This is a genomic window from Alishewanella sp. BS5-314 (assembly GCF_025377695.1).
In the GTDB taxonomy this organism is placed as follows: Bacteria; Pseudomonadota; Gammaproteobacteria; order Enterobacterales; family Alteromonadaceae; genus Alishewanella; species Alishewanella aestuarii.
This window is the reverse complement of sequence record NZ_JACEHJ010000002.1, coordinates 449,522-470,630: the sequence shown is the minus strand read 5'-3', so window position 1 is coordinate 470,630 and position 21,109 is coordinate 449,522. Positions and strand designations below refer to the sequence as shown.

At 53.9% G+C, this 21,109-nt stretch carries 19 protein-coding genes; 5 read left to right on the top strand and 14 right to left on the bottom strand.

The genetic code is table 11. The annotated features are described in order from the left end of the window. Positions 1–165: 165 nt before the first annotated feature. The 11 genes from pcaD to H1D31_RS06625 all read right to left on the bottom strand — a co-directional run bounded on the left by pcaD (position 166) and on the right by H1D31_RS06625 (position 9,801). Positions 166–945 (bottom strand): 3-oxoadipate enol-lactonase, encoded by a 780-nt coding sequence (pcaD, locus tag H1D31_RS06675; RefSeq protein WP_261257145.1) that lies wholly within the window; start codon positions 943–945, stop codon positions 166–168. After that, positions 935–2,158 carry a 3-oxoadipyl-CoA thiolase gene (gene pcaF / locus H1D31_RS06670; RefSeq protein ID WP_261257143.1) on the bottom strand — a complete coding sequence of 408 codons (1,224 nt, stop codon included), beginning with the start codon at positions 2,156–2,158 and terminating at the stop codon, positions 935–937. The genes pcaD and pcaF overlap by 11 nt, the downstream gene beginning before the upstream one ends. Before the next feature lie 16 nt (positions 2,159–2,174). Beyond that, positions 2,175–2,834 (bottom strand): 3-oxoacid CoA-transferase subunit B, encoded by a 660-nt coding sequence (locus tag H1D31_RS06665; protein ID WP_314732992.1) that lies wholly within the window; start codon positions 2,832–2,834, stop codon positions 2,175–2,177. A gap of 8 nt (positions 2,835–2,842) precedes the next feature. Further along, positions 2,843–3,502, bottom strand: coding sequence for a 3-oxoacid CoA-transferase subunit A (locus tag H1D31_RS06660; protein ID WP_057785783.1), 660 nt, complete (start codon positions 3,500–3,502; stop codon positions 2,843–2,845). Between the two features lie 81 nt (positions 3,503–3,583). Then, positions 3,584–4,375: a benzoate diol dehydrogenase BenD gene (gene benD, locus H1D31_RS06655; RefSeq protein WP_008983204.1), complete on the bottom strand. Its 792-nt coding sequence runs from the start codon at positions 4,373–4,375 to the stop codon at positions 3,584–3,586. Between the two features lies 1 nt (position 4,376). Continuing rightward, the gene (benC, locus tag H1D31_RS06650) at positions 4,377–5,396 is read right to left on the bottom strand and encodes a benzoate 1,2-dioxygenase electron transfer component BenC (protein ID WP_261257138.1); all 1,020 of its coding nucleotides are present in this window, start codon (positions 5,394–5,396) and stop codon (positions 4,377–4,379) included. A gap of 17 nt (positions 5,397–5,413) precedes the next feature. Next, entirely contained in the window at positions 5,414–5,920 is a 507-nt protein-coding gene (gene benB / locus H1D31_RS06645) for a benzoate 1,2-dioxygenase small subunit (RefSeq protein ID WP_008949534.1), read from the bottom strand. Continuing rightward, positions 5,917–7,287: a benzoate 1,2-dioxygenase large subunit gene (gene benA / locus H1D31_RS06640; protein ID WP_261257135.1), complete on the bottom strand. Its 1,371-nt coding sequence runs from the start codon at positions 7,285–7,287 to the stop codon at positions 5,917–5,919. Before benA ends, benB begins: the two co-directional genes overlap by 4 nt. A gap of 134 nt (positions 7,288–7,421) precedes the next feature. Then, on the bottom strand, positions 7,422–8,342 hold the full coding sequence (gene catA, locus H1D31_RS06635) for a catechol 1,2-dioxygenase (RefSeq protein ID WP_008983200.1): 921 nt from the start codon (positions 8,340–8,342) through the stop codon (positions 7,422–7,424). 44 nt (positions 8,343–8,386) lie between these two features. Next, positions 8,387–8,677: a muconolactone Delta-isomerase gene (gene catC / locus H1D31_RS06630; RefSeq protein ID WP_008949537.1), complete on the bottom strand. Its 291-nt coding sequence runs from the start codon at positions 8,675–8,677 to the stop codon at positions 8,387–8,389. A gap of 11 nt (positions 8,678–8,688) precedes the next feature. Next, positions 8,689–9,801, bottom strand: a complete 1,113-nt coding sequence (locus tag H1D31_RS06625) for a muconate/chloromuconate family cycloisomerase (RefSeq protein ID WP_261257128.1) — start codon at positions 9,799–9,801, stop codon at positions 8,689–8,691. A gap of 103 nt (positions 9,802–9,904) precedes the next feature. On the opposite strand from H1D31_RS06625, the gene H1D31_RS06620 reads away from it, so the two are divergent. From H1D31_RS06620 to H1D31_RS06610, 3 genes are all read left to right on the top strand, one after another. Then, on the top strand, positions 9,905–10,819 hold the full coding sequence (locus H1D31_RS06620) for a LysR family transcriptional regulator (protein WP_057785777.1): 915 nt from the start codon (positions 9,905–9,907) through the stop codon (positions 10,817–10,819). Positions 10,820–10,964: 145 nt separating this feature from the next. Beyond that, the gene (locus H1D31_RS06615; protein ID WP_261257125.1) at positions 10,965–13,646 is read left to right on the top strand and encodes a cation-translocating P-type ATPase; all 2,682 of its coding nucleotides are present in this window, start codon (positions 10,965–10,967) and stop codon (positions 13,644–13,646) included. Positions 13,647–13,801: 155 nt separating this feature from the next. Next, on the top strand, positions 13,802–14,266 hold the full coding sequence (locus tag H1D31_RS06610) for a hypothetical protein (protein ID WP_065956411.1): 465 nt from the start codon (positions 13,802–13,804) through the stop codon (positions 14,264–14,266). Between the two features lie 9 nt (positions 14,267–14,275). Here the strand turns inward: H1D31_RS06610 and H1D31_RS06605 are convergent, their stop codons facing one another. Continuing rightward, positions 14,276–15,280 (bottom strand): Kelch repeat-containing protein, encoded by a 1,005-nt coding sequence (locus tag H1D31_RS06605; RefSeq protein ID WP_261257122.1) that lies wholly within the window; start codon positions 15,278–15,280, stop codon positions 14,276–14,278. A gap of 229 nt (positions 15,281–15,509) precedes the next feature. On the opposite strand from H1D31_RS06605, the gene H1D31_RS06600 reads away from it, so the two are divergent. Then, positions 15,510–16,958, top strand: a complete 1,449-nt coding sequence (locus H1D31_RS06600; protein WP_261257120.1) for a PAS domain-containing protein — start codon at positions 15,510–15,512, stop codon at positions 16,956–16,958. Here the strand turns inward: H1D31_RS06600 and H1D31_RS06595 are convergent. Next, a complete protein-coding gene (locus H1D31_RS06595; RefSeq protein WP_008610148.1) occupies positions 16,955–17,629 on the bottom strand; it encodes a pseudouridine synthase in 675 nt (224 codons plus the stop codon). The genes H1D31_RS06600 and H1D31_RS06595 overlap by 4 nt on opposite strands. Positions 17,630–17,758: 129 nt before the next feature. On the opposite strand from H1D31_RS06595, the gene H1D31_RS06590 reads away from it, so the two are divergent. Continuing rightward, positions 17,759–18,457 (top strand): RluA family pseudouridine synthase, encoded by a 699-nt coding sequence (locus H1D31_RS06590; protein ID WP_008610147.1) that lies wholly within the window; start codon positions 17,759–17,761, stop codon positions 18,455–18,457. 43 nt (positions 18,458–18,500) lie between these two features. Here the strand turns inward: H1D31_RS06590 and H1D31_RS06585 are convergent, their stop codons facing one another. Continuing rightward, the gene (locus H1D31_RS06585; RefSeq protein ID WP_261257118.1) at positions 18,501–20,969 is read right to left on the bottom strand and encodes a prolyl oligopeptidase family serine peptidase; all 2,469 of its coding nucleotides are present in this window, start codon (positions 20,967–20,969) and stop codon (positions 18,501–18,503) included. Positions 20,970–21,109 lie beyond the last annotated feature (140 nt).

Here is a 21,109-nt window from a genome sequence, read left to right as displayed (position 1 = left end):
AAACTTCATGGATGAAGTTTGTAACCGTAAGGGAGGTATTCACAGCGTGTCCCGTCAAAGTTGTACGGTGTGCTTGCCGCTGGATGCGAATATCTAGAAGCTGAATCAAAAACTAAAAGAACATCTGCAGCACACAACCCTGTCCGCTGCAGCTGTAAAGAAAGGTTAAGCCCGCAAAAACTGACTTAGCGCCCGGTTAAAGGCTGCGGGTTGTTCCAGATTGGAGATATGCGAGGCTTTTAACGATACCAGGCTGGCACTGGGGCAAGCCTGTACAATCGCCTCGGCGTCTGCCACCGTGGTTACCGGATCGGCGCTGCCGGCGATAACCAACAACGGCAACTGGATCCGTGACAGATCCGCGCGTAAATCTGCCTCGGCCAGGGCATCGCAGCAGGCGGCATAACCTTCTTTATCTTGCTCAGCTAAAGTATCCGTTAACTGCTCAACTAAAGCGGCATGCTTGCGAATAAAGCCCGGGGTAAACCAGCGCTGCGGCGCTGATTTTGCAAGCTCTGCCAGGCCTTGTTCACGCACCGCTGCTGCCCTGCTCTGCCAGCCTTCTTTTGTGCCGATTTTCGCCGCGGTATTAGCTACGACGATCTTTAAAAACCGCTCCGGCGCATAGACTGCCAACCATAGCCCGGTTAAGCCGCCCATCGAAATACCGCAAAAATGCGCCTTTTTAATGCCAAGCGCGCCCAAAACGCATAGTGCGTCCTGCCCCAGCCGCGTCAGGCTGTAAGGACCGGCGGGTTTATCCGACTCGCCGTGCCCGCGGCTGTCGTAGCTAATCAGATAAAAGTGTTTGGTCAGAGCCGCCAGTTGCGGCTGCCACATTTGCCAGCGGGTACCCAGCGAGTTGGATAGCAGCAGCGCCGGATTGGCCGGATCACCGGCAGTTTGATAGTAAAGTTGCACCCTATCGTCGGTTTTAACGAACATCTGCTGCCTCCAGCCGTTCGATAATCATGGCGATGCCCTGACCGACGCCGATACACATGGTGCATAAACCATAACGACCACCGCTACGTTCCAGCTGCTGTAAAGCGCTGATGACCAGCCGCGCGCCGGATGCGCCCAGTGGATGACCGAGCGCAATAGCGCCGCCATTAGGGTTGACTCTGGCGTCATCATCGGCCAGACCCAGATCGCGGGTGAGTGCCAGTGCCTGCGCCGCGAAGGCTTCGTTGAGTTCAATCACATCCATTTGCTGAAGAGCAAGCCCGGTTAACGCCAGCACTTTTTTTACTGCCGGTGCCGGGCCAAAGCCCATAATCCGTGGCGCGACGCCGGCGACGGCAGTACCTAAAATACGGGCGCGCGGCCTCAGTTGCTGCGCTTTGACAGCCGCTGCCGAGGCCAGTAACAGTGCACAGGCACCATCGTTGACGCCGGAAGCATTACCAGCCGTGACCGTGCCGCTGGCTTTGACTACCGGCTTTAACTTTTGTAACGCCGCCAGGGTGGTATCCGGGCGCAGGTGTTCGTCTTCGCTGATGACTAACGGCTCGCCTTTACGCTGTGGGATCAATACCGGCGTAATTTCTGCCGCCAGAATACCGGCATGTTGTGCTGCGGCGGCGCGCTGTTGGCTGCGCAGTGCAAAAGCGTCCTGATCGGCGCGGTTGATATTAAAATCTTCGGCGACATTTTCGGCGGTGGCGGGCATCGCATCCACGCCATGCAATTCTGCCATTAGCGGATTGATAAAGCGCCAGCCGATGGTGGTGTCTTCAATTTTTTGATTGCGCGAAAAAGCGCTGTCAGCCTTACCCATCACAAAGGGCGCCCGCGACATACTTTCCACGCCACCGGCAATCAGTAATTGCTGCTCGCCACTTTTTATAGCGCGGGCCGCAATAGCAAGGGCATCCAGGCTGGAGCCACAGAGCCGGTTAACGGTAGTACCCGGCACTTCGACCGGCAAGCCGGCCAGTAAGGCTGCCATTCGCGCTACGTTGCGGTTATCTTCGCCGGCCTGATTGGCGCAGCCATAGACCACATCATCCACCGCCTGCCAGTTAACCTGCGGCTGGCGGGCCATTAAGGCTTTAATCGGTACCGCGGCCAGATCATCGGCGCGTACGGCAGCTAAGGCACCACCAAAACGGCCAAAGGGCGTACGGATGGCATCACAAATATAGACTTCACTCATCGTTAGCTCCTAGGGCTTACTGACAGTTAGCGGAAAATTGCAGCGGTGCAGCGGTCATCGCCTGCAACTGCTCACGGGTAATACCCGGTACCTTTTCCTGTACCAGCAGGCCCTGTGGTGTCACATCAATCACCGCCAGATCGGTGTAAATGCGATCGACACAGCCGACGCCGGTCAGCGGATAGCTGCAGCGCTCAACAATTTTCGGCTCGCCTTTTTTGGTGACATGATCGGTAGTAACAAAGACTTTGCGCGCGCCCACGGCTAAATCCATGGCACCGCCGACAGCCGGAATGGCATCAGCAGCACCGGTATGCCAGTTGGCCAGATCGCCATTGGCGGCGATTTGAAAGGCACCGAGTACGCAAATATCGATATGGCCGCCGCGCATCATGGTAAAGGAATCGCCATGATGGAAATAACAACCACCGGTTAGCAAGGTAACAAACTCCTTGCCGGCGTTAATCAGCTCCGGATCTTCTTCGCCCGGCGCTGGTGCCGGACCCATGCCCAGCAGGCCGTTTTCGCTGTGTAAAAAGATTTCTTTTTCCGGATCGAGAAAGTTGGCAATCCGCGTTGGTAAGCCGATACCAAGGTTGACATAGCTACCTTCCGGAATATCGCGGGCAACCCGCGCCGCCAGTTGATCACGGCTTAATGGCTGATAGGTCATCATGCGGCTCCTTATACTGCAACCAGTTGTTGAACAAAGATGCCGGGCGTTACCACCTGCTCCGGATCCAGCGCGCCCAGCGGCACAATTTCGCTAACCTGAGCAATGGTGACCTTAGCCGCGGCGGCCATAATGGGGCCGAAATTACGCGCGGTTTTACGGTACACCAGGTTGCCCCAGCGATCGCCCTGCTGTGCTTTAATTAGCGCAAAGTCGGCACTGATCGGGTATTCCAGCACATAGTGTTTACCATTGATTTCGCGGGTTTCTTTGCCTTCGGCCAGCAAGGTGCCGTAGCCGGTAGGGGTAAACACTGCGCCAAGGCCTGAACCTGCGGCCTGAATCCGGCAAGCCAGGTTGCCCTGTGGCACTAATTCCAGCTCTATCTCGCCGGCACGGTACAGCGCATCGAACTCATAGGAGTCGGACTGACGCGGGAAAGAGCAGATAATCTTTTTCACCCGGCGGGCTTTTAACAGTGCCGCCAGCCCGGTGTCGCCGTTACCGGCGTTGTTATTAACAATGGTAAGCTCGCGCGCGCCCTGAGCGATTAAGGCATCAATCAGCTCAGCCGGCTGGCCGGCGCTACCAAAGCCGCCAATCATCACCGTTGCGCCATCGTAAATTTGCGCCACCGCGTCAGCGGCGGTTGCCACAGTTTTATCTATCATCTGTTCACCTGCTTCACTGTGCCAGCAACTGGCAAAGCTTAAGTTAAAGAGTTATCGGCGCTGGTTCGCCCTGTTTGCCGCTTAGCCCTGATCGCCGCCACCGACCGGCAAGACGGTGCCGGTAATGTAAGAGGCCTGTTCCGAGGCCAGGAATAAAATCGCCTGCACCTGCTCGTTAATGCTGCCGTAGCGCTTCATCAGGCTCGATTCGATGGTCTGATCGACAATTTGCTGATACCAGATCTGCTCGTCGGCACTCAGTGGTTTGGGGTTGCGCGGCACTTTGCGTGGTGGCGCTTCGGTACCGCCGGTGGCGACCGCATTGACCCGGATGCCATCCGCCGCATGCTCAAATGCCAGACTGGCGGTTAACGCATTAACCCCGCCTTTGGCAGCCGAATAGGGAATGCGGTTAATACCGCGGGTGGCAATTGATGACACGTTAACGATGGCCCCGCCCTGCTGCGCCAGCATCGTTGGCAATACCGCGCGACAACTCCATAAGGTCGGCATTAAGGAGCGGCGGATTTCAGCTTCAATTTCATCCGGCTGATAGTGCTGATATGGCTTAGCCCAGATGGTGCCGCCAACGTTATTGATCAGTACATCAATGCGGCCAAACTGTGTCAGCGCCGCCTGCACCATTTGCTCGGCACCGCTCCAGCTTTCCAGATCAGCTTCCACGGTCAGAACATCGCTGTCAGCCAGGCCGGTTGCGGCTTTAATTTCCGCGGCCACCTCCGGCAAAAAGCTGGCGCGGTCAACCAATACCAGCTTGGCGGCTTCCTGTGCCAGCGCTTCGGCGACACCGCGGCCGATGCCCTGGGCTGCGCCGGTAACCAGGACGACTTTATTTAAAAAGCGTGCGTTCATCTTAAGCTCCGACACTGGCTGAGAATTTCTCATAGTGGAAACTTACCGGGGTGATTTGTGCCGTATTCAGCCAGTTGCGTACCGCATCCACCATCGCCACCGGGCCACACAGATAGATATCGACATCGCCCTGATTGAGCCAGGTGTCGTCGATATGGGCAGTAACATAACCCTTGCGCGGATGCTGACTGGCGTCGCTGGCCACCACAGTGCGATAGTCAAACCAGCTATGCGCGGCTTTAAAGGCGGCCAGTTTGTCCAGCTCAACTAGATCTTGATCATGGGTTACACCAAACACCAGGTTGACCGGATAAGCACTGTCGGTTTGCGCCAGCACATCCAGCATCGCCATAAAGGGCGCAATACCGGTACCACCGGCCAGCATTAATACCGGCCGTTGTACCGGACGCAGGTAAAAACTGCCATAAGGGCCGCTAAAACTCATCGCCTGGCCCACTTTGGCGCCTTGGGTTAAAAAGCTGCTCATCAGGCCACCTGGCACGTTGCGCACAATAAAGCTGACACTATCCTGCCCCGGCCCGGAGCTAAACGAATAGGCACGGCTATCCGCAGTACCCGGTACGGCGACCTTAACGTATTGCCCGGCGAGAAAACTTAGCGCAGCCGGTTGCTCTGGCGCTATGGAAAAGCAAATGGTGGAATCGCTGGGCTGGCTCAGCGCCGTCAGAGTGCCGGCAAATTCGGCCATACCGGTTTTACAGCTGGTCGACGAGGCCGGAATTTGCACCACGCAATCAGACTTAGGCCGCATCTGACAGCCCAGAATATAGCCTTGTGCGGCTTCTTCCGGGGTTAGCGCATCTTCGATATACAGCTCAGGCGGCATCTCGTACTTGCCCGACTCACAAAAGCCGCGGCAGGTACCGCAGGCGCCGTCACGGCAGTCCAGCGGAATATTAATTTTCTGGCGGTAAGCAGCATCGGATAGCAGCTCGCCGTTTTTGCAGTCGATAAAGCGGGTGACACCGTCTTCAAACTGTAAGGCAATACGAAAGGTCATAGCAGGCTCCCCGGCAATTAAATATGATAAATATCAATAACCTGATGGATATAATCGTTTTTCAGCACCACATACTTGTCGCGGATTTTCGGGCTGCCGCCACTAAAATCAATCACATAACGCGACATGCCAAAGTGGCTGAACGTGGTTTTGTAGCGATGACTCAGGGTGTGCCAGTTAAAACGCACCGTGACGAAATCGCCCTGCTGCGCTACCACTTCGATATTGCTCAGGTTATGGCTGGTGCGGGTATCCGGCATGGTAGCGCTGGAACGTTCGGTTTTGATCCGGAACACCCGATCTTCCAAACCGGCGCGGTTTGGATAATAGATCAGCGAAATTTCGGTCTGCGGATCGGTAACCAGTTTGTCGTCGTCATCCCAGGAAGGCATCCAGAACTGCGCCTCATCGTGATAACACTGCAGCCAGTCATCCCATTGTTCGTCATCAAGCAGACGCGCCTCGCGGTATAAAAAGGCACAAAGTTGCTGATAATCAACCGCGCTATTACTCAGCTTATTCATACTTTGCCTCCTTGTTTGGCCAGAGCGTCTTGCATTACTTTTAACCAATAGCTGTGCTGCACGGTGTATAAGCCTTCATCTTCGGTTTTCAGGCCACTCATCACCGGCTTTAAACCAATTTCCTGTGCGGCCTGATCCGCGCCCTGGATCCAGTGCGTGGCACCGCGACACATATCGTTCCACTCCATCACCTTGCCGGCATACCCCTGCTGACAGGCGCGGAATTCTTCCAAATCGTCCGGAGTGGCCATGCCACTGACGTTAAAGAAATCTTCGTACTGGCGGATGCGGCGGGCGCGGGCCTCTGGCGCTTCGCCTTTAGGTGCAATGCAATAGATGGTAACTTCGGTTTTATCCACGCTTAGTGGCCGTAACAGACGGATTTGGCTGCCGAACTGATCCATCAGGTAGACGTTCGGATACAGACACAGGTTGCGCGAGCGCTGGATCATCCAATCGGCTGTGTGCTGACCAAATTTGTCGGCAAATTCCTGATAACGCGGAAAATTCGGCCGATCCTCCGGGTTAGCCCAGTTGGTCCACAGCAACATGTGGCCCTGTTCAAAGGCATAGAAACCACCGCCCTGCTGGCCCCAACGGCCGGCGTCCATCGCTTTGATATTGTCTTCACGCTTGGCGGCTTCTTCTTTGCGGCGGTTGGTGGTCGCCGCATAGTTCCAGTGCACGGCAGAAACGTGGTAACCGTCGGCGCCATTTTCAGCCTGCAGTTTCCAGTTACCATCAAAGGTATAGGTAGAGGAGCCGCGCAGCACTTCCAGGCCATCGGCTGATTGATCAACAATCATATCGATGATTTTAGCTGCTTCGCCCAAAAACTCCGCCAGTGGGGCGACGTCCGGGTTCAGACTGCCGAATAAAAAGCCCCGGTAGCTTTCAAAGCGCGCCACTTTTTTCAGATCGTGCGAGCCTTCTTTGTTAAAGCACTCTGAGTAACCGGCATCAAGCGGATCTTTAACCTTTAACAGCTTACCGCTGTTATTAAAGGTCCAGCCGTGAAACGGACAGGTAAAGGTGGCTTTGTTGCCTTTTTTATGCCGGCACAGCTGGGCACCACGGTGGCTGCAGGCGTTAATAAAGGCGTTCAGCTCGCCGGCGCGGTTGCGGGCAATAAAGATTGGCTGCCGGCCAATATAGGTACTGTAGTAGTCATTGGTATCTGGGATCTGGCTTTCATGGGCCAGGTAAATCCAGTTACCTTCGAAGATATATTTCATTTCCAGCTCAAATAAACGCTGGTCGGTAAAGGCGCTGCGATGCAGCCGGTAGTCGCCTTTGGCGTGATCTTCAATTAAAAAGTCGTTCAGGGTGCGCTCGTTTAGCGGCCGGTCCGGATCGATCATATACATGGTGTGTTACCTCAAAATCAGTTTCATACAGCCTGAAAAAAGGCACAGCAGTCTCTACTATGGCTTACCCAACTGCTGCGCCAAGGGAACCCGGTTAGAACCAGGAGTTAACTCCTGGCGAACTAAGCCTAAGCTCAGGCCTGGGCGCGACGCCGCTCAACTTCTGTCGTTGGCGCGGCCGCCACTTCTGCATTTAAGTGGAAGTCAAAATCAATTGAGGCGAACGGTTTGCTGACACCATGCTTGGCCAGTTCAGCCGGATCGCTGACTTCAACCACCGGCGGCACCAGGCCTTCACGACTGGCAAAGGCAAAGTCATCCCACAGGTATTCGTCGCCGTCGATATTGATTTGGGTGGTCAGTTTGCGATGACCGGCGGCGCTGACAAAAAAGTGGATATGGGCCGGGCGCTGACCGTGACGACCTAATAACCCCAGTAATTTGGCGGTGCTGCCATTTGGCGGACAGCCGTAGCCTTTAGGTACGATGCTCTGGAACTGATAACGGCCGTTGTCGTCAGTAATGATGGTGCGGCGCAGGTTAAAATCAGACTGCGATTTATCAAAGAATGAGTAGTTACCGAGCAGGTTGGCATGCCAAACTTCAACCTGGCTGTTCGGCAGCGGCTTGCCATCGGCGCCATAGACGGTGCCCTGCATAAACAACACCTTGCCTTGCTCAGACTCAGTACCGTCATCCAGTCGCGCAAAGCCCTTGGCAACAGGCGCACCGGCCACATACAGCGGACCTTCGATAGTACGTGGCGTGCCACCGGTGATACCAAGCTTGGCTTCGGCTTCGTCAAAACGGATATCGAGGAAGCGATCTAAGCCGATGCCCGGGGCAATTAAGCCCAGCTCCATGCGGCCGCCGGCTTCCTGCAGAAACTCTAAGCCCTTCCATACTTCGCTGGCGCTAAGATCCAGATCTTCAATCGCTTTGAATAAGTCACTTACCAAGCGCAGTACAATTTGCTGTACCCGCGGGTTCGCTGCAGATTGGGCGGCGTCGATAATAAAGCCTTTTACTAACTGGTCAATTTCGTTATGTGTCATGGTGTTGTCCCCTGTCGGTATCAAATTATTAGTGAGAGCGTGGTTTAACGGTCGTCGTCATGGATCGAGGACGGATGCCGGCATAGCGGTGTGACCTCAATCTGCATAAAGGGATACAGCGGCAACGACAGCAGCAGGTTGTGCAGCTCTTCGTTACTGGCTACATCAAAAATACTGGTGTTGGCATACTGGCCGGCAATGCGCCATAGATGGCGCCATTTGCCACTTTGCTGCAGTTGCTGCGCCAGCGCTTTTTCGCGGTTTTTAAGGTCGTTGACCTCGGTTTCGCTTAAATGGGCGGGGATGCTTACATCCATCCGTACTTGAAATAACATGCTAAAGCTCCTTAAGCCGGGCGACGCCAGGCAGCAATTTTGTCAAGATCCAGCGCCAGCCCCAGACCCGGTGTGGTCGGCAGTTGCAGCGCAAAATCACGGTATTGCAGTGGCTCGGCCAGAATGTCCTGCTTTAGCAGCAGCGGGCCGAACAATTCGGTACCAAATTCCAGTTCATCAAAGGTGGCGAACAGTTGGGCCGAGGCCATAGTGCCAACAGCGCCTTCCAGCATGGTGCCGCCGTACAGGCTAATGCCGGCTAAACGGGCGATGGTGCCAAGCTCTTTGGCCTGGGTCAGGCCGCCGGACTGAGCAATTTTTACCGCAAACACATCAGCGGCATTCAGGCGGGCCACTTCCCACGCATCCTGCGGGCCGTTTAGGGTTTCGTCGGCCATAATGGCCACGCTAAAGCGCTGTGCCAGCCGTGCCATGCCGGCGCGGTTTTCCGCTTTTAATGGCTGTTCAATTAAATCGATACCACCATCCTGTAACTGCTGGATCGCGGTGGTGGCCTGCAGTTCCGACCAAGCCTGGTTGATGTCAACGCGGATACTGACGTCAGCACCGAGCGCTTTTTTAATCGCCAGTACATGGTTAACGTCGTGCTGAATGCTGTTTAAACCGATTTTCAGTTTGAAGCTGTTATGGCGGCGCAAGTCGAGCATCATCTGCGCTTCATCGATATCCTTGACGGTATCGCCGCTGGCCAGAGTCCAGAGCACCGGTACGCTGTCACGCAGGCGGCCACCCAAAAGTTCGCTCATTGGCACACTCAAACGCTGTGCCTGAATATCCAGCAGCGCAGTTTCCAGCGCACATTTGGCAAAACGGTTGCCGCGGATATTTTTGCGCAGGCGGTACATCAGGGCGCCGACCTGACGCTCATCTTGCTGCAGTAATAAGGGCGCGATATGCTGGCGAATATTCACCGCTACGCTTTCCGGGCTTTCGTCGCCATATTTCAGGCCGCCGATGGTGGTCGCTTCGCCCCAGCCGCTGAAACCGTCGTCAGTTTGGATTTGCACCAGTACCAGAGTTTGGGTGCTCATCGTCGCTACCGACAACTTGTGGGGCCGGATGGTCGGGATATCTATCAGAATTGTTTCAATCGCCTTGATCATATCGTTTCGGTATAGTTAAATCGGATAACCGGACAATACTTCGGCGTTAATCGCAGTTCCAACACTATGTTGGTATCAACTCCATACCAAAAAGGTATAAACGATGGAAATTCGGCATTTACGGTATTTTGTCGCAGTGGCAGAAGAGCAGAATTTTACCCGCGCGGCGGAGCGGCTTTTTATTGCCCAGCCGCCACTTAGCCGGCAAATTCAGCAATTAGAAGATGAACTTGGTGTCAGCTTATTCGAACGTAGCAGCCGGCCGTTGCAGCTGACCGAAGCCGGCAAATTTTTATATACCCATGCCAAACGGCTGCTGGCCAAAAGTGCTGAAATCAAAACCATGACGCAGCGGGTTGGCAAAATAGAGCGCAGTTTATCGATTGGTTTTGTTGCCACTACGCTGTATGGCTTGCTGCCGCGGATTATCCGCCAGTTTCGCGAGCAACATGCCAACGTAGAGCTGACCCTGCACGAAATGACCACCTCAGAGCAGATTGAAGCATTAAAAGCCGGCAAAATTGATGTTGGCTTTGGTCGCTTAAGGGTCGAGGATCCCAGTATCCGGCGTATTTTGCTGCGCGAAGAGCCGTTAATGGTAGCGCTACCTTCCTCGCATGCACTGGCCAAAAAAGGCCAGAAGCTGACGCTGCGTGATCTGATTGATCAGCCTTTATTGGTGTTCCCAAAGCAGCCGCGACCGAGCTTTGCCGATCAGATCCTGGCGCTGTTTTATGATCGCGGCTTAACGCCGAATAAGGTGATTGAAGTGCGGGAGCTGCAAATTGCTATCGGTTTAGTCGCCGCCGGTGAAGGCCTGACGATAGTACCCAGCAGTATGCATGCTTTTATCCGCCAGGATGTCAGCTATCTGGATCTGGACGAGCAGCGCGCAGTGTCGCCAGTAATTATGAGTATCCGCATGGGCGAACAATCGGATGATTTAAAAGCATTATTGCAAAACATCTACCAGGTATACGAAGACGAGCGCATCCGCTATATCCGTGAAGAGCTGTAACTTATCCACACGTCTCCGGTACCAGCCGGAGGTCCGAGTTCTTACCGGTACCGGAGTGCTGTGGATAACTGTTTGATGTAGCGCAGGTCGGTGGCGGCCTTTTTCTGGCATACTGTGTGTAATTGGTGAAAAAAGGAACAACGTTATGGCCGCTGGCAAGCCAAAAACGACAGCACCTGTTAATGCTCACAGCCTTAGCGCTACTCAAGTGCTGGCAGCGTTTAATAGTACTCAGCAAGGTTTAACTGTGACTGAGACAAAGCGTCGCGCAGAACAGTATGGCGCTAATCTATTACCACAGGCCGCAGGCCCCTCGCTGTGGTATCGCTTTTTTAAGCACTTTCACGACACCCTGATCTACGTACTGTTATTCTCAGCAGCGGTTACCGCCCTGCTCGGCCACTGGCTGGACACCACAGTGATTCTGGCGGTGGTGATTATTAATGCAGTTATCGGTTTTATTCAGGAAGGTAAAGCCGAACAGGCTTTGGCCGGGATCCGCCAGATGCTGTCAGTACATGCCAATGTTTGTCGCGATGGCCAGTGGCAACAAGTGCCGGCCGAGCAGCTGGTGCCGGGCGATGTGGTAAAGATCCGCTCTGGGGATCGGGTTCCGGCCGACTTACGCTTGTTGGATAGCACTGAGCTGCGGATTGAAGAGTCGGCGCTCACCGGAGAATCGCAGCCGGTAGCCAAACAAACCGAGCCAGTTGCGCTGGATGCGGCACTTGGCGATCGCAGTTGTCTGGCCTTTTCCGGCACCCTGGTGACGTCAGGGCGCGGTATCGCCGTGGTGACCGCCATCGGTGCGGCAACGGAAATTGGTCAAATCAACCAGCTGTTATCCGAGGTTCAGGGCATTACCACACCGCTCACCCGGCAAATGAACCAGTTTGGCCGCTATCTGGCGCTGGTGATTGCATTACTGGCGCTGTTAATGCTGGCTGTCGGCATGTTACTGCACGACTATAGCCATGCCGAAGTGTTTCTGGCTGCCATTGGTTTTGCGGTAGCGGCTATCCCGGAGGGATTGCCGGCTATTCTGACCATTACGCTGGCGCTGGGGGTAAAACAAATGGCGGATCGCAAAGCCATTACCCGGCGCTTAAATGCAGTGGAAACCCTGGGCGCGGTAACGGTGATTTGCTCGGATAAAACCGGCACCCTAACCCGTAACGAAATGACAGCCAAAGAAGTCGTGACCGCGCAAGGCCAATATCAGATTAGCGGCGTCGGTTATCAGCCGCAGGGTGAACTGCGCTTTGCAGAAGAACCAGTTAACCTGGCAGCACATCCGGCATTGGCGGCGTTAATTGAAGTGATCGCCGTAGCCAACGATAGTCAGCTGGTGGAAAAAGACGGCCAGTGGCTGGTACATGGCGAACCTACCGAGGGCGCCCTGCTTTGTCTGGCGGAAAAAGCCGGCTTTGAACGGGAACAACATCAGCGCTTAGCGGTGATCCCGTTTGAGTCAGAAAATAAATTTATGGCCAGTCTGGAGCAACACCGCAACGGCAACCGGCAGTTGCTGTTAAAAGGCGCGCCAGATCGCTTATTGCCACGCTGTTCGGTACAGCTGAATGCCCAGGGGCAAACCGAGCCATTAAATGAGGTATTCTGGCAGCAGCAACTTAATCTATTGAGCTCGCAAGGGCTAAGGGTGCTGGCCGCTGCCGGCCGTGATACCGAACAAACCGAACTGGGGCTTAGCGATCTAACCGGGCTTTGCTTTTATGGCCTGATTGGTATTATCGACCCGCCGCGCCCGGAAGCCATTAGCGCTATTGCCGCCTGTCGGGCCGCCGGGATCCGGGTAAAAATGATCACCGGCGATCATGCCGGTACGGCAGAAGCCATTGGTCGGGAGATGGGTTTAGCGGCCGATGCCACGTTACAGGTCTATACCGGGCAACAACTGGAGCAAGCCAGCAGCGAACAGCTACAACAAATGGCATTGGCGGGCGATATTTTTGCCCGTACCAGCCCGGAGCATAAATTGCGGCTGGTACAGGCGCTGCAGCAACAGGGCGAAGTGGTGGCAATGACCGGCGATGGTGTCAATGATGCGCCGGCATTAAAACAGGCTGATGTCGGCGTGGCGATGGGTATTAAGGGCTCGGAGGCCAGTAAAGAAGCCGCGGATATTGTGCTGGCTGACGATAACTTTAGCACGATAGCGGCAGCTGTCGCAGAGGGACGCACTATTTACGATAACCTGCGTAAAGCCATTTTATTTATTCTGCCGACCAACGGCGCTCAGGGCTTGGTAATGCTTTGTGCGGTGTTATTTGGCCTGACGCTGCCGCTGACACCGGTACAAATTTTATGGGTAAATATGGTGGTGGCCATTACCCTGGCACTGGCACTGGCGTTTGAACCGGCCGAGCCGGGTGTGATGCAGCGCCCGCCGCGACAAAGCAGCGCAGCGTTGTTAAGTGCTGCCTTTTTGCGCCGCATAGCCCTGGTATCCTTATTAATTGGCGGCAGTGCCATGGCATTATTTCAGCTGGCATTAGCACAGGGCCTGGATCTGGCGACTGCCCGCACGGTAACAGTAACGGCACTGGTGGTGGCGCAGGCCGGTTACTTGCTAAACAGCCGGCATCTGAATAACTTTAGCCTTAAACCCACACTGCTATTTACCAACCGCATTGCCTGGCTGGCGATCGGCATACTGGTGTTGTTACAGCTGGCCTTTGTCTACAGTCCGCTGCTGCAATTGTGGTTTGGCACCCAGCCCCTTAGCCTGCAACACTGGTTATGGTCGCTTGGCGCGGCTTTACTGGTGATGCTGTTGGTTGAGGTAGAAAAAAAACTACTCTGGTAAAACCAGATAAACCGGCAGGTCACCGCGACAAGCAGTGTCGCCGACGAGTGTCACAAGCGCCGAGCTGTTGGTTTTTTGAGCAAATCTAAGCTACAATTTCCAGGCTAGGATTGATAATTTCTACGGCTAGTTGGAGTTTAACGAGGAATCACCGTATGACGTCCGCCATTGCAGGTGCAGGTTTTCCGGTTACTGCATTATTACGCCAACAAACCGAGCGGCAAGCTCAGCAAGCCGAACAACAAGCGCAAGCACTGGAGCAACAGGCTGCCGCCAAACGGCGTGAAGCCAGAGCTGCGCAGCAACAGGCGCGCGAACTGGATTCTGAAGCGACTGAGTCAGCTAACCGCGCGAACCTGTTGCAACAAAATCTGGCTGCCGCGGATCGCTTGACGGAGAGTCAGCAACAACGAACTGAACGCTTAAACTCAGCCTTGGATCGCACCGCAGCGTCGGAGAGCGCACCGCAGGACGACGCTGAGCAGCAAACTGACTCAGAAACTCCATCTAATCCAACCAGTACGGTCTCGGTATCAGGCAACAATGCAGCGACCCCTTTTAGTTTGATCGCACGCCCTCTGGCGCCAAGTAGCGGTTTAAATATTAATGTGCAGGTTTAGTTTTTAGGTTTAGTGCGCCGTTTTTGTCGTTACCGTTAAGCGTTGCAATTTTCCCAGCGTAGCCTTTAAACCTGCCTCTGCTGCACCGCCAATCACATAGACATGCTCACCCACGACCACAGCGCCATGGCCATGACGCGCTATCGGTAAGGTGGTCAGTACCTGCCAGCGATCTTCAGCCGGCAGGTACTGCCAAACCTTGTCAAAGACGCCGCCACCGGCATTAAAATGCTCACCGCCAAACACCAGTAAGCTATTCCCCACTACCGCTGCCGCCAGACCAGCCTGTGCCTGTGGCAGCGGTGCCAGTTGTTGCCAGCTGTTAGCTACGGGATCAAACACTTCATGTACCGCCAGATTGCCGTCTGCGACAGTGCGCCCTCCCACCAGATGCCAACGGCCATTCAGTAAGGCAGCAGCAGCACTATTACGTGCTGTTGGCACTGGCGCAGCCTCACGGATCTGATAACTGTGCGGGTCCAACACCCAGTGCCAGCTAACATCGGTATTGTCGCGCCATTGGCCATTGTTAGCATCAGTCGCGGTGCGGCCGCTGGCAATATGCACCTGCTCAGCGATAACGGTCGCCACAGCTTCGCTAAGCGGCGCCGGTAATTCGGCGACCTTTTGCCATTGGCCTGCTGTTTCATCCAGCAACAGAATATCCCGACTGTTAGTCCACCAACCTTGCTCGGTAACAACAAAACCGCCGAGTGAAAACAACTTACCTGCCACCGACACCAGATGGCTGTGATGCCGTGGCTCAGGTAAGGCGATGCCATCCTGCCAACGCTGTGAACTCATTGAATATTGTTGTACCCGTGCAGTGACAGGTGCAGCGCTGTCACTAAGTTCGCTGCTCAGGCCACCGGCTACGACGATAGTGTTTTGATGTAATACCGGATAAATTTCCTGTACCGGTAACGGCATGCTTGCGTGGTCCTGCCAGCTCACCGTAGCGGTGTTGGCGGTCAGAGCTATGGCGACAACGGGGAAGAGTAATAAATTTAACATTAGGTTCTGCTCCTGTTTGCGATTACTCCCAAAGCGGGACGTACAATAAAATCATTAAAAAATAACACTAACGCAACGAAACCTTGGGGCTTTACCGGACTTTGTGTTATACCTTGAGCAGGAGATTAACATGCTTTAAGCAAAAAAATTTTCAGCCGGCAGTCAACTATCGACAATTTCTGTGCGTAAACCGCATTAGTACTGCTTTGCTGGATACTCAAGGATGCTGATGCCGAAACTGCTCAATTTTATGCAGCATAGTGCCGCCGCAAGCTGGTTTCTCAGTATTACACTACTGCTGGTGTTACTTAGTGACAGCATGACTCAACTCGGCTTTGCCCATGGTATTTTGTACACCCCCTTGGTTGCTCTGGCGGGTCTGAGTGCCAATCGACTGCTGTTACATAGCACGGCTGGCTTCGCCTTGCTTGCCGTTTGGCTGGGCTTTTTTATTGCTCCTAATGCGCCAGCAGAATTTTCTACGTTTTATGTTATTGCGAACCGCACTGTATCCTGTTTGTCGATCATCCTACTCTGGTGGTTAAGTATGCAGGCGATGGCGTTTCGCGAGTCACAACTGCGGCAACAACATCAGGTTAATCAAACCCAGCAGGATTTAGAGCTGGCAAACAAGGTCACCGGACTAAGCCATTGGTGGCTGGATAATCATCGGAAAATGGTACGGCTTGACTTGCCAAGCCAACAGTTGCTGGGCGTAAACCTGGCGGAAATTACTCTGGCCCAATTTGTGTATTGCTTTGACAGTGCCAATCGAAACAAATTATCTCTGCAACTGGAACAGGCCGGCAGTAGCAGCGAACCGGAGATGCTGGAGTGCAAATTACAGCAGGAGTGTCAGCAGCCACTTTGGGTTAGGATCATCAGTTACCAGGATCCGGCCGATCCGGATCTGGTACGCGGCATTTTGCAGAATATTCAACATCATCATGATGAAGCCAGTCGGTTCGCGCAGCAGCAACGTCGCTTTCAGCAATTAGCCGATAGCCTGCCAGTAAAAGTTTGGACTGCCACCGCGGCGGGTCAGGTCGATTTTGCCTCGGAAACCTTCGCCCAGTTTTGTGGCCGTGACACCCAAACGATTATTGCCGATTGGCTGGCTATTCTGCACCCGGACGATCAACAACCGGTGCTCAGTTACTGGCAACAATGTGTCGCCAATAAAGCTCCCTACAAAATCGAATTTCGCATTTTACGCGCAGATGGCCAATATATCTGGCATCTGACCTCGGCCATACCCATCTTTAACGAACAAGGCGAAGTGCTATATTGGTTTGGTTCTGCGATGGATATCAGTGAGCAGAAAAAGCTCTGGCAGCACTCGGATCAACTACGACTGGCGCTATTCCAGACCCTGGATGAGATTTCCGATGCGTTTTTAAGCCTGGATCAACAACTGAATCTCACCTTTATCAACCAGCAAGCATTAGAGTTGTTGCGCGCATCCAAGAATCCATTACTCGGCAAATCCTTAAACGAAGTCTTTTATCGGCCGGGCAAAGATTTTAGTGTTTTGACCGCAGCAATCCAGCGCAGCTTTATCCAGCAACAAGCCGAGTATCTGACGTGCCAGTTGCCTGATAGTTCTCTGGACTGGACAATCCGTCTTTACCCCAACGCCAGTGGTATCAATGTGTTATTGCGCGCCAGACGCGACTAGAAAGATACCGGCGTCTGCAGTTGTAGTAATTTGCCCGTCAGTGGATGGACAAACTCGATAACTGTGGCATGCAGTAACAAACGGCAGGAGGCACCAGCGATGTCGATTGGCGCATATAAGCTGTCACCCAGAATTGGATGGCCAATAGCGGCCAAATGCAAGCGCAGCTGATGCGAGCGACCTGTTACCGGCTCCAGCTCCACTAAAGTACTGTTGTCCCCTGCCCGGTAGTCCAGCACACGATAACGTGTTAATGAAGGCTTACCCGTTAGCTGACAAATCTTATACAGTGGCCGGCGCTCAGCGTCTGGCGCAATTGGCAAATTAATTTCTCCGGCAGCAGCAGATAATTGGCCGGCAACGCGGGCCGTATAGAGTTTGCTGATAGTTCTGGCCTGAAATTGCTTACTTAGCGCTGACAGCGCCTTTTTAGTCAGCGGCAGCAGCACTATGCCAGAGGTGTCGTAATCAAGCCGGTGCACCACCTGTGCGCCTGGGAACTCACACTGTACCCGGCTAATCAAGCAGTCGCGGTTCGCCGGATGCCGGCCCGGCACAGTTAACAGCTTAGTCGGCTTATCAACCACCAATAAGGCTTCATCCTGATACAGGATGTGGTAGGCCTGGTTGGTTGCCGGCAAAATTGCCAATTCATCTAACGCCGCTGTCATGATCCGGTTCCTTTGCTGCAAAGCAGCGCATTATAACCAAGTTAGCCTGGCTGTTGGCAAAAAAGCCTTGCAGGCGGCGCCAAAGCCGTTAAGCTGCCGCCAAGATGATGGATAGTTTCGGATTTCCAGATGAATATGTATCAGTTCTACCAGCCTCCGCCAGGCCCGCTGCCAATTTTGTATCAGGATAAAGATCTGCTGGTGGTGAATAAACCCAGCGGCTTGCTGACAAATCCCGGCCGGGCGTTAGAGCTTAGCGATTCAGTGCTTAGCCGGGTACAACGCGAATTTCCAACCGCGTTATTGGTGCACCGGCTGGATCTCGGTACCTCAGGCGTGGTGGTGTTTGCGTTAAGACGCAAGGCGGAGCGCGAGTTAAAACGGCAATTTGCCGAGCGGCTGGTTAAAAAGCGCTATCTGGCGGTAGTCGCCGGCGTGATGTCAGCCGAGCCGGGAGAAATTAATCTGCCCCTGAGTGCCGATCCGGATCAGGCGCCAAAACAGCGGGTGGATACTGCTGGTAAACCCGCACAAACCTTTTATCAACGTATTGCGGTACGGCAAGACTGCAGTTTAGTAGAACTAAGACCGGTAACCGGGCGCTCACATCAGCTAAGAGTGCATTTGGCCGCGTTGGGCCATCCGATCCTGGGGGATAATTTTTATGCCTCGCCCGAACAGGCAGCGGCAGCACCCCGCTTATTGCTGCATGCCGCAGAACTGCGTTTACAGCAGCCATATAGCCAGCAACCCCTGCTCTTTACCGCAGACACCGACTTTGTCAGTGCCAGCGGCAACTGGTTCGACGCGACTCCGGAACAGGTCTGAGCTCAGACCGGTACCGGAGTGCTGTGGATAAGTTTGGTGGAGATTAGAGGTTTTGCTCGAACAGTTTGTAAATACGGCGGTATTCGTCCAGCCAGCTGCTGGGTTGCCGGAAACCATGATTCTCCACCGGATAGATCGCGGTTTCAAAGTGAATGATTTCCTGCTCAATCAGCCGTTGTACCAAACGCACCACATCCTGGAAGAACACATTATCATCGACCATAGGGGCATTGATTAGCAGTGGCTTCTTCAGACCCTGAGTAAAATAGATCGGTGAACTGCGTTCATAAGCAATAGGATCGATATCCGGCGTGTTCAGGATATTCGAGGTATAAGGGTGGTTGTAATAAGCCCAGTCGCTAACCGGCCGCAGTGCCGCGCCGGCCTGGAACAACTCAGGCTCTTTAAACAGCGCCATAAAGGTCATAAAGCCACCGTAAGAGCCACCGTATGTACCGATGCGCTTACGATCAACATTGGCATGTTTTACCAGCCATTCGACGCCATCGACCAGGTCCTGAATTTCCGGAGTCCCCATCTGACGGTAAATCGCAGTACGCCAGTCACGACCATAGCCTTTTGATGCCCGGAAATCCATATCCATCACCACATACCCCTGTTGTACCAACAGGTTGTGGAAGAAGAACTCGCGGAAGTAACCTGACCAACCCAGATCGCTGTTTTGCAGATAACCGGCACCGTGGTTAAAGATCACCGCGCGGCGCGCCTCACCCTGCTGATAATCTGCTGGCAGATAGACCTTGCTAAATACCGGATGCTTACCATGGCTGGACGGCACGGCCACTACCTGTGGCGCCACCAGTGGTAACTCGCGGAACTGGGCCGAAATGGTATTGGTTAACTGTTTTAACTCAGCACCTGGCCGGGCATCCGCCACATACAACTCAGGTGGTAACAGGTTAGTAGAATGGCGCAGTAATAACTTTTGCTCATCAGGCGATAAGGTAAACTCAGTACTGCCCAGCAGGTTGGTCAGCTGTTCAATTTGCCCGTTAGCCAGCGCCAGCCGGTACACATTGTAAATACCAGGATGGCTGACGTTGGCAGTGTAATACAGATACTGGTCATTGTGCGTCAGTACCGGATTGCTCACCTCAAAGGTGCCGGCCGTCAGTTTCTTCGGGTTACGATCTTGCAGGCCCTTGGTATACAGATGGGAGTAGCCGCTCTCTTCCGACAGGAAATACAGGGTTTCGCTGTTGTTTAACCAGCCAAAGTCGTTAAAGGCGTAGTTAACCCAGGCTTTATCATGTAAGCGGTGCTGTGGTTGTAACTTTTTGCCTGCCAGATCAACAGTCGCGATCCAGCGGTCCTTGTTATCAAAGGCCTTTAACATCACTGCCAGCTGCTGACCATTCGGGTGCCAACGCAGCGCGCTCTGGCTCCAGTACCAGTCGGTCATTAAACCGATATCGCGGATCACCTTGGCACTCTTATAGGTTTCGCCCCGCGCCTTGGCATTTTCCGCTTTCACGTCAGCCAGCACATCTTCGTTATAGCCCGGTAAACTGGTATAGCTCAGTTCATGCTGACTGCCATCGCGTAAATCAACCAGGATCAGCTTCTGTGGCTCAGGCTTAAAGTCGTTTACTCTGGCCCGTACCGGCTGCGCCAGAATATCGCCGGTTGCCGAAATATAGTTCGGCATAATGTCTTTCTCGTTGCGGCTGCTTTGCTTGCGACTGGCCAGGATCAGATGGGTACCGGCCGGTGATAAGCTGGCATCGACAATTTGCTGGCCTTTGCCCACATAGATAGCAGCTGGCGCTAGACTGGCGTTTTGTTGCCGTAATTGTTGCTGTGCGTCAAAGCGCTCAGCCTGATTGCGTTGTTGCAGCGCGACAAACTCCAGCAACTTGTGTTGCTCCTGTGCCAGATAGCCTTTGGGCACGGCCGGTGCTTTTGGCGCATCTTCGGTCTTCAGGCTGGCGAGCTCAGTATGACTGCCGTTGTTAAAGTCGTAGGCGATAAAATCCCAGCCTTGCTGATACACCAAGCGACCATCCAGCAAAAACTGCGGCCGGCTGTGGCTGCTGTTGCTGCGGGTTAACTGCAGCAACTCACCGCTTTGCAGCACAAACACATTGCCTTCAAACACATAGGCCGCTTTGCTGCGATCGCTGTTATACACCAGCTGCGAAGCGCCCATCTGATGCCAGTGTGCCAGCTTAACCAGCTCGCCGTTGCCTTCGGCTAACAAGGGCCGGCTAAACCAATCCCGTAGCTCACTACCTTCGCGTTTACGCTGGTAATAAATGGTGCTGCTATCCGGCGACCAGAACGCCGTTTCCGGCTGACGTCCCAACCAATCCGGATCAGCCATAATTTGTTCCATGGTAAAACGAATATCTGGGTTGGCTGCAAATACCTGCTGCACGCTGATGGTGTCAGTAGTCCAGGTTTGCGGTTCGGCTTTGGCCAGGGCAGCGCTGCTATGCCAGCACAGCGCGGTTAAGCTCAGTGAGAGTAAGGCTTTACGGAATGTTTTCATTGTTTTGGTTCTTACTTATGACAAGACCGCACAGTTATACAAAGGCTGCCCACAGAACGCAACCTTATGCGGCTGAATGCAAAGCGAATACGCTAAAAAGCACCAAGCCGGCAACTGCCGGCTTGGTGGACGTGGTTGAA